This is a genomic window from Streptomyces mesophilus (assembly GCF_011044995.1).
Lineage (GTDB): Bacteria > Actinomycetota > Actinomycetes > Streptomycetales > Streptomycetaceae > Streptomyces > Streptomyces mesophilus.
This window is the reverse complement of record NZ_JAAKZW010000232.1, coordinates 1-12675: the sequence shown is the minus strand read 5'-3', so window position 1 is coordinate 12675 and position 12675 is coordinate 1. Positions and strand designations below refer to the sequence as shown.

Annotated in this window: 11 protein-coding genes; 4 read left to right on the top strand and 7 right to left on the bottom strand. The window is 70.7% G+C overall.

From position 1 onward, the window contains the following. Window positions 1-57: 57 nt before the first annotated feature. From G6045_RS33905 to G6045_RS33890, 4 genes are all read right to left on the bottom strand, one after another. On the bottom strand, window positions 58-2271 hold the full coding sequence (locus tag G6045_RS33905) for a putative bifunctional diguanylate cyclase/phosphodiesterase (protein ID WP_408056395.1): 2214 nt from the start codon (window positions 2269-2271) through the stop codon (window positions 58-60). A 140-nt stretch (window positions 2272-2411) separates the two neighbouring features. Beyond that, window positions 2412-4604, bottom strand: a complete 2193-nt coding sequence (gene ligA / locus G6045_RS33900; RefSeq protein WP_165336030.1) for an NAD-dependent DNA ligase LigA — start codon at window positions 4602-4604, stop codon at window positions 2412-2414. 63 nt (window positions 4605-4667) lie between these two features. Beyond that, window positions 4668-5672 carry a methionine synthase gene (locus tag G6045_RS33895; RefSeq protein ID WP_165336029.1) on the bottom strand — a complete coding sequence of 335 codons (1005 nt, stop codon included), beginning with the start codon at window positions 5670-5672 and terminating at the stop codon, window positions 4668-4670. Between the two features lie 75 nt (window positions 5673-5747). Continuing rightward, window positions 5748-6437: an SDR family oxidoreductase gene (locus G6045_RS33890; RefSeq protein WP_165336028.1), complete on the bottom strand. Its 690-nt coding sequence runs from the start codon at window positions 6435-6437 to the stop codon at window positions 5748-5750. Window positions 6438-6570: 133 nt separating this feature from the next. Between G6045_RS33890 and G6045_RS33885 the strand changes: the two genes are divergently transcribed. Further along, complete coding sequence (locus G6045_RS33885) at window positions 6571-7116, top strand: LOG family protein (protein ID WP_165336027.1); 546 nt, start codon at window positions 6571-6573, stop codon at window positions 7114-7116. A gap of 19 nt (window positions 7117-7135) precedes the next feature. Here the strand turns inward: G6045_RS33885 and G6045_RS33880 are convergent, their stop codons facing one another. Further along, window positions 7136-7990: a class I SAM-dependent methyltransferase gene (locus G6045_RS33880; protein ID WP_165336026.1), complete on the bottom strand. Its 855-nt coding sequence runs from the start codon at window positions 7988-7990 to the stop codon at window positions 7136-7138. A 130-nt stretch (window positions 7991-8120) separates the two neighbouring features. On the opposite strand from G6045_RS33880, the gene G6045_RS33875 reads away from it, so the two are divergent. Further along, complete coding sequence (locus G6045_RS33875) at window positions 8121-8453, top strand: DUF427 domain-containing protein (RefSeq protein WP_328708001.1); 333 nt, start codon at window positions 8121-8123, stop codon at window positions 8451-8453. Between the two features lie 76 nt (window positions 8454-8529). Then, window positions 8530-9351 carry an alpha/beta fold hydrolase gene (locus G6045_RS33870; protein WP_235968495.1) on the top strand — a complete coding sequence of 274 codons (822 nt, stop codon included), beginning with the start codon at window positions 8530-8532 and terminating at the stop codon, window positions 9349-9351. Between the two features lie 40 nt (window positions 9352-9391). Here the strand turns inward: G6045_RS33870 and mnmA are convergent, their stop codons facing one another. After that, complete coding sequence (mnmA, locus tag G6045_RS33865) at window positions 9392-10519, bottom strand: tRNA 2-thiouridine(34) synthase MnmA (protein WP_165336024.1); 1128 nt, start codon at window positions 10517-10519, stop codon at window positions 9392-9394. 76 nt (window positions 10520-10595) lie between these two features. On the opposite strand from mnmA, the gene G6045_RS33860 reads away from it, so the two are divergent. After that, complete coding sequence (locus G6045_RS33860; protein WP_408056394.1) at window positions 10596-11282, top strand: N-acetylmuramoyl-L-alanine amidase; 687 nt, start codon at window positions 10596-10598, stop codon at window positions 11280-11282. Between the two features lie 26 nt (window positions 11283-11308). Here G6045_RS33860 and G6045_RS33855 read toward each other — a convergent pair whose 3' ends face one another. Beyond that, entirely contained in the window at window positions 11309-12472 is a 1164-nt protein-coding gene (locus G6045_RS33855; RefSeq protein WP_165336022.1) for a cysteine desulfurase family protein, read from the bottom strand. Window positions 12473-12675 lie beyond the last annotated feature (203 nt).

The window sequence follows — 12675 nt, the reverse complement described above, 5'->3', positions numbered from 1 at the left end:
GCGCAACCCACCCCAGCCACCGCGCACCCGCACCCGCACCCGCACCCGCAAGAACCCTTACGGCACAGCCGACCCGTCCACCTCGGTCACCGGCCCCGACTCCGCAGCCAAGAGCTCCGCCGGCCGCTGCCACCCCCGCGACCCCCGCGCAAGGAGCCACGCCGTGGCCTCCTCCGCCGGCATCGCCGCCGCGACCAGCCAGCCCTGGACCGCGTCGCAGCCCAGATCGCGCAGGCGCTCCCAGGTCTCGTCGTCCTCGACGCCCTCGGCGACCACGACCAGGTTGAGCGAGTGGGCGAGGTCGACGGTGCAGCGGACGATCTCCGCGTCCTCCGGGTCGATCGCGAGGCGGGCGACGAACGAGCGGTCGATCTTCAGCTCGCTCACCGGAAGCCGGCGCAGATGGACCAGGGAGGAGTAGCCGGTGCCGAAGTCGTCGAGCGACATCTTCACGCCGTGCGCGGTGAGCCCGGCCAGGGTGTCGGCGGCGCGCTGCGGGTCCTCGAGCAGCACGTGCTCGGTGATCTCCAGCTGGAGGGCGCCGGCGGGGACTCCGTGGCGGGCCAGGCGCGCGGCCACCGAACCGGCGAAGCCGGGGGTGTGGACGTCGCGCGGCGAGACGTTCACCGCGACGGGGACCTTCAGGCCCTGCGCGTGCCAGATCGCCACCTGAGCGAGGGCCGTATCCAGGACGTACTCGGTCAGATGGGGCATCAGGCCCGAGGACTCGGCGATCGCGATGAACTCGTCCGGCGGGACCTTGCCGCGCTCGGGATGCACCCACCGTACGAGCGCTTCGAGGCCCGCGACCTGACCGTCGAAACGGACCTTGGGCTGGTAGTGCAGTTCGACGTCGCCGGCGTCGAGCGCGCGGCGCAGATCGCCCAACAGACCGAGGCGGTCGGGGGTGTTGGAGTCCCGCTTCGACTCGTAGACCTCGACGCCCGTGCGGTCCACCTTGGCCTGGTACATCGCCACGTCCGCGCGGCGCAGGAGCCCTTCGGCGTCGAGTGCGTGGTCCGGGTAGACGGCGAGGCCCGCGCTCGCCTCGAGGACGAGGGTGAGGCCGTCGAGGTCGAGGGGCGAGCTGAGTTCGGCGACGAGGACGCGCGCGATGCGCTTGGCCGTGGTCGTCGAGTCGCAGGTGGGCAGCAGGACGGCGAACTCGTCACCGCCGAGGCGGGCGGCCTCCGCGCCTTTGGGCAGGGCGAGTTGGAGGCGGTCGGCGATCTGCAGCAGCAGCCGGTCACCGGCGAGATGGCCGAGCGTGTCGTTGACCGAGCGGAAGCGGTCGAGGTCGATCAGGACGAGGGCGGAACGCGCACCGATCCGTTCGGCGTCGTCCAGCGCCGCCCAGGTCCGCTCCAACAGCCACTGCCGGTTGGGCAGTCCGGTCAGCGGATCGCGCAACTGCTCCTCGGCCCGCGCCCGGGCGATCCACAGCGTCGAGTCCAGCGCCACGAGCGGGATCGCGAACAGCGGAAGAAGCACGGGCATCGCGACGGCGACCACACAGATGAGGGGCGCGATCCCGAGCAGCGCCACCCCCACGAGACCCTGCCGGATCATGGCGGTACGGGCGACGGTGGGCAACCCGGCGGAGTGCGGGGCGTGCACGTACCAGAGCAGCAGCCGGGTCACGAGCAGATACGCGCCCGCCACGAGCGCGACCTCCGGAAACGCCCACAGATCCCAGTCCTCGGGCGTCCAGGGCCGCTCGACCGTCGGCACCTCGCCGAAGGCCGCCATGACCAGCGCGCCCGCACCGATGCCGAGCACATCGACCGCACCGTGCAGCAGGCCCTGGCGCCAGCGGCGCCGGCGGGCCGCGCCGACCAGGACGATCACAGTCAGGCTGACCATCCCGGCCGGGACCCAGCCGTAGAGCAGCAGCACGGCAAGGGTGAGGGCGGCGCCCGATCCGGTGCCGCCCCACCACCGCTCACGTCCGAGCGCGACCAGATGACCGACGATCACACCGACGAGTACGGCGAGCGACCAGCCGACGGTGGAGCCCGGAAAGAGCGCGTGGTCCCCGGTCAGTGCGCTGTACACCCCCGCGCCGAGCACGACCGCGGCGACGGCCACCACGGCGGTGGGCAGCGCGGGCGTCCACAGCCCGGGCAGCCGGGACACCGGATCGGCGCTCTCGGTCGGTTTCATTCCCGTCCCTCTCACAGCCGGCGGTGCCCACGCCACGCGGCTCCTGCTTTTGAAGTCACCGCGTCCGAAACCAATTCCCGCACTCCTGTTGAGCAGGGGATGCCCCATCCGCAACTGGACACGGCAGGCGCACACCTCAACAGTAGGCCGCAGAAGGCTTCCACGGGCAGCCGTCGAGCACGGTTGCCCGAATGCGACCCGGCCACCCGTATGCATCTGGTATGCGCCGAACGGGTGGCCTTCAACCGCTACTCGGGTACCGGAAGTGCAACTTCCTGTGCGGCCTCCGGGCCCTGTCCGAGCAGGACCGCGAAGCCTTCCTCGTTCAGAACCGGCACCTTGAGCTGCATGGCCTTGTCGTACTTCGAACCAGGGTTGTCACCCACCACGACAAAGGACGTCTTCTTCGAAACCGAACCGGTCACCTTCGCGCCACGGGTCTGCAGCGCCTCTTTTGCGCCATCACGCGTGTGGTGCTGCAGCGTGCCCGTGACGACGACGGTGAGTCCTTCGAGCGGGCGCGGTCCCTCGTCCTCGCCGCCTTCCTCCTCCATGCGGACCCCGGCCGCGCGCCACTTGCGCAGGATCTCGCGGTGCCAGTCCTCGGCGAACCACTCCTTGAGCGCGGCGGCGATCGTCGGTCCGACACCCTCCGTGTTCGCCAGCTCCTCCTCACCGGCCTGCTCGATCCGCTCCAGGGAGCGGAACTCGCGGGCGAGCGCCTGGGCGGCGACCGGGCCGACATGACGGATCGAAAGACCGTTGATGATCCGTGCGAGGGGGCTTTCCTTGGCCTTCGCGATGTTCTCCAGGAGCGCGACCGCGTTCTTCTTCGGCTCGCCCTTCTGGTTGGCGAAGACCGTGACGATCTTCTCCTCGCCCGTCTTCGGGTCGCGCTTGGGCAACCCGCTGTCCTTGTCGAGGACATACGCCTTGATGGGCAGCAGATCCTCGATGGTCAGGTCGAACAGATCGCCCTCGTCCACCAGCGGCGGGGTCGACGGCTCGAGCGGGCCGGTGAGCGCGGCGGCGGCCACCCCGCCGAAGTGCTCGATGTCCAGGCATTCGCGCCCGGCGAGGTAAGTGACGCGCTCCCTCAACTGGGCGGGACACGTCCGCGCGTTGGGGCAGCGCAGATCGATATCGCCTTCCTTCATCGGCCGCAGGGCCGTGCCGCACTCCGGGCACTCGGCGGGCATCACGAACTCCCGCTCGCTGCCGTCGCGCAGATCGACGACCGGGCCGAGGATCTCCGGAATGACATCGCCGGCCTTGCGCAGCACCACCGTGTCACCGATCAGGACGCCCTTGGCCTTGACGACCTCCTGGTTGTGCAGGGTGGCGAACTCGACCTCGGAACCGGCCACTTGGATGGGGGCGACCTGCGCGTACGGGGTGACGCGGCCGGTGCGTCCGACGCCGACGAGGATGTCGACCAGCTTGGTGTTGACCTCCTCCGGCGGGTACTTCCACGCGATCGCCCAGCGCGGTGCGCGCGCCGTCGAACCGAGCCGTCCCTGCAGGGGGATCTCGTCCAGCTTGACGACCACGCCGTCGATCTCGTGCTCGACGGAGTGCCGGTGCTCACCGAAGTACGCGATGAACTCCCGTACCCCTTCGAGGTCTTTGACGACCTTGTTGTGCTGAGCGGTGGGCAGACCCCACTCCTTGAGCAGGTCATAGGCCTGGGAGAGCCGTGTGATCTCCAGGCCCTCGCGGGCGCCGATGCCGTGCACGACCATGTGCAGCGGAAGCGTCGCCGTGACCTTCGGGTCCTTCTGACGCAGGGAACCGGCGGCGGAGTTACGGGGGTTGGCGTACGGCTCCTGGCCCGCGGCGACGCGCTTGGCGTTGAGCTCCTCGAACTTCTCCATCGGGAAGTAGACCTCGCCGCGGATCTCCACCAGATCCGGGATGCGCTTGCCCTCGAGGCGGTCCGGGATGTCGGCGATCGTGCGCACGTTGGGCGTGATGTCCTCGCCCTCGCGGCCGTTGCCCCGGGTGGCCGCGCGGGTCAGCCGGCCCTTCTCGTACGTGAGGTTGACCGCGAGGCCGTCGACCTTGAGCTCGCACAGGAAGTGGTAGTCGGAGGTGCCGACATCGTTCGCCACGCGGTTCGCCCAGGCGGCGAGTTCGGCGTCGTCGAAGGCGTTGTCCAGGGACAGCATCCGCTCGCGGTGCGTGACCGTGGCGAAGTCCGTCTGATAGTCGCCTGCGACCTTCTGGGTCGGTGACTCGGGCGTCCTGAGCTCCGGGTACTCGTCCTCCAGGGCCTCCAGCGAGCGCAGCAACCTGTCGAAGTCGGCGTCGCTGATGACCGGCTGGTCCTTCACGTAGTACCGGAAGCGGTGTTCCTCGATCTGCTCCGCGATCTGCGCATGCTGCTCACGCGCCTCGCTGGGCACCGATGACGTACCGCCTGCCTGGTCCGTGCCGACCATCGTGTGTCCTCCCGCGTTTCTGAAAAACGAAGTCCCCGTTGGTGCTGTCTTCATCGCCTGTCGTCACTCAGGGTTGTCCGCGAGCGAGCGCGCCGCCGCGACGCAGTGGGCGAGCGCCTTGCGGGCATATGAGGGCGAGGCCCCCGCGAGACCGCATGACGGCGTGACCACGACCGATTCCGCGAGCGATCCCGGATTCAGGCCGAGCCTGCGCCACAGCGTCCTGACACCCATGACGTTACTGGCAGGGTCCGACAATGCGGTGTCGGTGGACGGCACGGCTCCCGCGAAGAGTTTCAGGCCCGCCTCCACGCCTTCGCCGATCGGCTCCTCGTCACGTTCCGTGAGCAGCGAGGCGTCGAAGGAGACCCCGGCGACGCCCGCGCGGCGCAGCAGGGCGAACGGCACGTCGGGCGCGCAGGTATGGACGATCGCGGGTCCCCCGTGCGCCTCGATCAGGCCGCGCAGGGTGGATTCCACCAGCTGACGGTCGACGGCGCGGTGGGTGCGGTAGCCGCTGGCGGACTTGATCTGTCCGCGCAGGACGGCGGTGAGCGAGGGCTCGTCGAGCTGCAGCACGACCTCGGCGCCGGGGATCCGGCGGCGTACATCGGCGACGTGCTGCTTGAGTCCCTCCTGGAGGGACCCGGCGAGATCACGGACGGCGCCCGGGTCGGAGAGCGCGGCCTCGCCGCCCCGGAGTTCGACCGCGGCGGCCAGCGTCCAGGGTCCGACGGCCTGGATCTTCAGCGGACCCTCGTACCCCTGCGTGAACTCCTCCAGGGCGTCGAGGTCCTCACCGAGCCAGGACCAGGCGCGGCGGGTGTCGCGGCCGGGGCGGTCGCCGAAGCGCCAGCCGCTCGGCTCCACGCGCGCGTACATCTCGACGAGCAGCCCGAGAGTGCGGCCGATCATGTCCGCGCCCGGGCCGCGGGCGGGGAGCTCGGGCAGGAAGGGGAAACTCTCCAAGGTCCCGGCGGCGGTCTTCGCGGCTTCACGGGCGTCGGCGCCGGGCATCGAGCCGACGCCGGTGGCGGGGCCCCAGGGGGTGGTGCGGTCTTCGGTCACCAGCCGAGGGTACGAAACAGCGGGCCGGGGCGGGCGGGCAGTGCGCCCGCCCGCCCCGAACCTCGTACGGAAACCTCAGCGACCCGGCCGTACCGAAAGGTCCGTGATCTCCGCGTCCCGCGGCAGATCGATCGCCGTGATGATCGCCGTGGCCACCGACTCCGGGTCGATCCAGCGAGCCGGGTCGTACGCGCTGCCTTCCTGCTGGTGGACCTTGGCCTGCATCGGGCTGGTGGTGCGGCCCGGGTAGACCGTGGTGACGCGCAGGCCGTTGGGCTTCTCCTCGTGCCGCAGCGAGTCCGCGAGGGCCTTGAGGCCGTGCTTCGACGCGGCGTACGCGGACCAGTTGGCGTGGGCGTTCAGGCCCGCGCCCGAGTTCACGAAGAGCACATGGCCCTGGGTGACCCGCAGTTGGGGCAGGAAGTGGCGGGTGAGCTCGGCCGGTGCGATGAGGTTGACCTCGAGCTGGGAGCGCCAGATCTTCGTCGTGAGGTCGCCCACCGGGCCGAGGTCGACGACGCCGGCGATATGCAGCAGCGTGTCCACGCGGTCGGGCAGCGACTGGTGCGAGAACGCCCAGGAGAGCCGGTCCGGTTCGGCGAGGTCGCCGACGAGGGTCTGCGCGCCCGGGTAGCGGTCGGCGAGTTCCTTGGCGCGGCCGGCGTTGCGGGCGAGCAGCACGAGGTCGTCGCCGCGCGCGTGCAGACGGGCGGCGACGGCGGCGCCGATGCCGGAGCCCGCTCCGGTGATCACATGGGTAGCCATGCGCCCATGCTGCCAGGCCGTCTCGAACGCCCGGCGCCGCACCTCGGCGTACGGAGGAAGGCACAGGGATCAAGCGGCGAAGGCGCGGGAATCCCGGGCGAAGGCGCCAAAAACCCGGGCGTACGGTTGACGCATGAACATCTGCGTCTTCCTCTCCGCGGCCGACCTGGACGAGCGCTACACCCGCCCCGCCCGCGAGTTCGCCGAACTCGTCGGCAAGGGCGGGCACACCCTGGTGTGGGGCGGGTCCGACGTCGGTCTCATGAAGGTGGTCGCCGACGGTGTGCAGCAGGCGGGCGGCCGGCTCCTCGGTGTCTCCGTCGACTTCCTCGCCGCGAAGGCGCGGCCGGTGACCGCCCCGGACGAGATGGTCGTCACGCGCGACCTCGCCGAGCGCAAGGCGCAGCTCCTGGGGCAGGCCGACGCCGTGGTGATCATGGTCGGCGGTACGGGAACGCTCGACGAGGCCACCGAGATCCTCGAGCTGAAGAAGCACGGCAGGACCGACAAGCCGGTGGTGCTTCTCAACACAGCCGGTTTCTATGACGGGTTGAAGGAGCAGTTCCGCCGCATGGAGGACGAGGGCTTCCTGCCGGTCCCCCTCACGGACCTGGTGTTCTTCGCCGAGGAGCCGGTGGGCGCGCTGGCGTATCTGGAGGAGTCCCGCGGCATCGCCTAGGGCCCGGTACCCGGAGGCGCTAGGGGGCGTCGGCCTTCACCCGGCCGTCCGCCTTCACCTGGCCGTCCGCCTTCACCCGGCCGTCCGCCCTCACCTCCGCGTGCGTGATGCGGATCTTCGACTGCCCGTGCGGCCTGGACTCCCAGTCCTCCATGAACGTCGCCGCAAGCCCGTGCTTCGACGCGAGCCCGACCAGCGTCTCGGTGCGGTAGTAGAAGTCCTCGTGCAGGACTTGGTGCTCCTCGCCCTCCGTACGGTCGAAGGTGAAGTCGAAGAAGCCGCCGGGCTTCAGGACGCGTCCGATGTGCGCGAAGCACTCCTCGATGACATGCAGCGGCGAGTGCGAGAAGACGCTGTGGGCGTGCACGACGTCGAAGTGGGCGTCGGGCAGGAAGTCGAAGGTCAGGTTGTCGGCGACGGTCAGGTACGGCAGCTTCGGCTGCAATCCGTAGCGCACCAGGGTGTGCTTGGCGGCGATCAGGATGTCGGGCGAGATGTCGATGCCGTAGTAGTGGCCGGGCTCCAGGTGGTCGATGAAGAGCCGCCCCGCCCGCAGATTGCCGCAGCCGATCTCCAGCATCCGGTGCCCGGGCGCGAGGCCGTGCTCCACCAGATAGTCGAACTGCATCTGCCCGATCCACGTCCACCGCTTGACGGAAGGTCCGCCGCCGACCGCGGCCTCCGCGCTGCGTGCGGCGTCGGAGGCCATGACGGCGCGGTAGTAACCGACGTGGTCGCCGCGGAACTTGACGCGCAGCACCGCGTCGCGCGCCGACCGGCGCACATAGGCGGGCACACGCCCGGGATGCCGCAGGGCGTAACGCACCTTGTGCAGCAGGGCCTTGCGGTTTCTGGACAGTCGGCTGGATCCCATGAACGCCTCCATAGCGTTGCGTCACCACGTGATTGCGGTGCGTGATTCTGGCATGGTTTCCGGCGGGAAGAACGCGGGCGTCAACTGCGCTGTACCCAGTGGCCGAAGCAGCGACCCGGAGGGCAGAGAAGTGACCGCAGGACACACGATCACCGTCGAACAGGGCACCCGGCACGTGCGCGTCGTCCACGACGGGCAGGTCGTCGCCGAGAGCAGCCGCCCGCTCGTGCTGCGCGAGACCGGCTGTCCGGTGCGCTACTACCTGCCGCCCGCGGACGTCCGCACCGACCTTCTGGAGCCGTCCGAGACCCACACGTACTGCCCGTTCAAGGGCACCGCCTCGTACTGGTCGCTGCCCGGCGGCCAGGACGCCGTCTGGGCCTATCCCGACCCCAAGCCGGAGGTCGCGGCGATCAGGGATCATCTCTGCTTCTACGCGACCGAGGAAGTTTCCGCGGACTGAAGTCGCAGGCCAGGGGCGGTGGTTGCCTCCTCGCCGGATTTCCTGAAGATTTTTTCCGCTACGGCGATGAGTTCCGATGACGACCGGGGTCTGCACCTTCATGGACACCCTCGGAAAAGTTCTGTCCCGCGACGGAACCCCCATCGCCTACGAACGGTTCGGCTCGGACGGCCCGGTCGTGATCCTCGTCGGCGGCGCCTTGTGCACCGGCCGTACGGAGGACGAGCCGCTCGCCCGGCGGCTCGCGGCACTGGGCTGCACGGCTGTCACATACGACCGCAGAGGCCGCGGCCACAGCGGTGACACGCTGCCGTACGCGGTCGCCGGAGAGGTCGACGACATCGCCGCGGTGATGGAGTCGGTCGGCGGGCGCGCGGCGCTGCACGGCAACTCGTCGGGCGCCGTGCTCGCCTTCGAGGCGGCGGCGAGCGGCCTCGCGGTGACCCATGTGTCGGGCTACGAACCGCCGTTGACGCTCGACGAGATCGGCGTCGCGGACCGGCAGGAGCAGGCGGACCGGCTGCGCGCGCTGCTCGCCGACGGCCGGCGGGGCGCCGCCGTCGAGCACTTCATCTCGGGCACCGGGGCGCCGCCGGAACTCATCGAGCAGCTCAGGCGCTCACCTCTGTGGGCCGAGTGGGAGGCGCTCGCGCCGACGATCGCGTACGACTATGCGGTGCTCGGCGACAGCCTGGTGCCCGTCGACCGGATCTCGCAGATCGACGTCCCACTGCTCGTGGTGAACGGTTCGGCCAGCTTCGAGTGGATGGGCGGCTCGGCCGCCCTGGTCGCCCGCTCGGCGCGCGCGGGCCGGCATCTGACCCTGGAGGGCCAGACGCACATGGTGGATCCGGATGTGCTGGCGCCGGTGCTCGCGGGGTTCTATGCGAACGCCTAGGGAGTCATACGTGAACTCCTAGGCGTACGGCACCAGTTGGTCAGACCGCGGCGGCTGCGCGTGTCGTGGCCGCGATCGTCGCGGAGCCGACCACGCGCGTGCCGTCGTAGAGGACGACCGCCTGGCCGGGGGCGACCCCGCGTACGGGCTCGTCGAACGCGACCCGCAGCTCGCCGTCCACGAGCTCGGCCGTCACCGGCGTCTCGTCGCCGTGCGCGCGCAGCTGGGCGGTGTAGCGGCCCTCGCCCTCGGGCGCGGTGCCGCACCAGCGGGGCTTGATCGCGGTCAGCGCGGTGACGTCGAGGGCGTCCACCGGACCGACCGTCACCGTGTTGTTGACCGGCGAGATGTCGAGCACATAGCGCGGCTTCCCGTCCGGCGCCGGAGTGCCGATCCGCAGCCCCTTGCGCTGGCCGATCGTGAAGCCGTACGCACCCTCGTGCGTGCCGAGCTTCTCCCCCGCCTCGTCGACGATGTCGCCCTCCGCCTTGCCGAGGCGGCCGGCCAGGAAGCCCTGGGTGTCGCCGTCGGCGATGAAGCAGATGTCGTGGCTGTCGGGCTTCTTGGCGACCGCGAGCCCGCGGCGCTCGGCCTCGGCGCGGATCTCGTCCTTGGTGGTGACGGTGTCACCAAGCGGGAAGAGCGCGTGCGCCAGCTGCTTGTCGTCCAGGACGCCGAGCACGTACGACTGGTCCTTGGCCATGTCGGAGGCACGGTGCAGCTCGCGCGTACCGTCCTCGTTGGTGATCACCTGCGCGTAGTGACCGGTGGCCACGGCGTCGAAGCCGAGCGCGAGCGCCTTGTCGAGCAGCGCGGCGAACTTGATCTTCTCGTTGCAGCGCAGACACGGATTCGGGGTACGCCCCGCCTCGTACTCGGCGATGAAGTCCTCGACGACGTCCTCGCGGAAGCGCTCGGCGAGATCCCATACGTAGAAGGGGATGCCGATCACGTCGGCCGCGCGGCGGGCGTCGCGGGAGTCCTCGATGGTGCAGCAGCCGCGGGCGCCCGTACGGAACGACTGCGGGTTCGCCGAGAGGGCCAGGTGGACGCCGGTCACATCGTGGCCCGCCTCGGCGGCGCGGGCGGCGGCGACGGCGGAGTCGACACCGCCGGACATGGCGGCGAGGACACGGAGGCGGCGGGGCTCGGCAGGAGTCTCAGTCATAACCCCTCAAGAGTAAGCCGGAACCAATAGGTGCTCTCCACCCGTTTGTGTGTACGGAGATCAATGCACAACGGGGGTGGCCGTGGGTGAGGACCGAGCCGAGGGCGTCAAGCGCCGAGGCCTGCTGGTCGGCGTGGGGGCGACCGTCGCCGCGGGGATCACGGCGCTGGCGTTCCGTGAGGAGCTCGGGCGGCTGTGGTGGCAGATTCCCGGTGTCGACAAACAGCGCACCGAGGGCGAGGTCGACCAGCCCGGGGCCCGCTGGGTGGCGGCCTCGGCGGCGAATCTGCGGATCGCGGACCGGCCGGCCGACTATGAGATCGACAAGGTCGTCATCCATGTCACACAGGGCAGCTATGCCTCGGCGATCAGGGTCTTCCGCAATCCGGCGCACGCGGCGGCCACGCACTATGTGATCCGCGCACGGGACGGTGAGATCACACAGATGGCCCGGGAGCTGGATGTCGCCTTCCACGCGGGCAACCGCTCGTACAACGAGAGCAGTGTCGGGATCGAGCACGAGGGCTTCGTCGACAGGCCGTCGTCCTTCACCAAGGTGATGTACGAGGCTTCGGCCCGGCTGACCGCGGACATCTGCGCCCGCTACGAGATCCCCATCGACCGCGAGCACATCATCGGGCACAACGAGGTGCCGGGGGCCACGCACACGGACCCGGGGCCGCACTGGGACTGGGACCGGTACATGGAGCTGGTGCGCAGGGCGGCGAACCGGCCCAAGGCGACGACGGCGGCCGAGCGGTGAGCCCGGCGCCTGGCTGAGCCCCGCGCCTAACTGAGCCCGGCCGCCCGCGCCCGCTCCACCGCCGGACCGATGGCCTTCGCCACCTCGTCGACGTCGGCACGGGTCGAGGTGTGGCCGAGCGAGAAGCGCAGGGTGCCGCGGGCCAGGTCCGGGTCGGTGCCGGTGGCGAGCAGGACGTGGCTGGGCTGGGCGATGCCCGCCGTGCAGGCCGAGCCGGTCGAGCAGGCGATGCCCTGGGCGTCGAGGAGCAGCAGCAGGGAGTCGCCCTCGCAGCCGGGGAAGGTGAAGTGGGCGTTGGCCGGCAGGCGGTCGACGGGGTCGCCGCCGAGGATCGCGTCCGGGACGGCCGCGCGTACGGCGTCGATGAGCGCGTCGCGCAGGCCGCCGATCTCCGCGGCGAAGCGCTCGCGCTGGGCGACGGCGCTCTGCGCGGCGACCGCGAAGGCCGCGGCGGCGGGGACGTCGAGGGTGCCGGAGCGCACCTGGCGCTCCTGACCGCCGCCGTGCAGGACGGGTACGGGCGTCTGGTCGCGGCCGAGGAGCAGCGCGCCGATGCCGTACGGGCCGCCGATCTTGTGGCTGCTCACGGTCATCGCGGCGAGCCCGGAGGCGGCGAAGTCGACGTCGAGCTGGCCGAAGGCCTGCACCGCGTCGGAGTGCAGCGGGATGCCGAACTCCTTTGCCACGTCCGCGAGTTCGCGTACCGGCAGGACCGTGCCGATCTCGTTGTTGGCCCACATCACCGTCGCGAGGGCGACGTCCGCGGGGTTGCGCCCGATGGCCTCGCGCAGGGCCTCGGGGTGGACCCGGCCGTATGCGTCGACCGGCAGGTACTCGACCGTCGCGCCCTCGTGCTCGGCGAGCCAGTGCACCGCGTCGAGGACCGCGTGGTGCTCGACGGGGCTGGCGAGGACGCGGGTACGAGCCGGGTCGGCGGCGCGGCGGGCCCAGTACAGGCCCTTCACCGCGAGGTTGTCGGCCTCGGTGCCGCCGGAGGTGAGGACCACCTCGCTCGGCCGCGCGCCCAGTGCCTCGGCGAGCGTCTCGCGGGCCTCCTCGACGGTGCGGCGGGCCTGGCGGCCGGCGGCGTGCAGTGCGGAGGCGTTGCCGACGACGGCGAGCTGGGCGGTCATCGCCTCGATCGCTTCCGGCAGCATCGGGGTGGTCGCGGCGTGGTCGAGGTAGGCCATGGTGGTGCTGATTCTACGAGGCGCTGGGGTGGGGCATGGTCGGCGCACGGGTGCACTGTCGGGTGCGGGCCGTCCCGGTTGCGGTGGGGCGCCTGCGGCGGGCTGATTTCCCCTACCCACCCCTTCCCGAAACCGGGGCTCTGCCCCGGACCCCGGCATCCGAACTTCGTTCGGATCTCCTCAAACGCCGGAGGGGCTGAAAG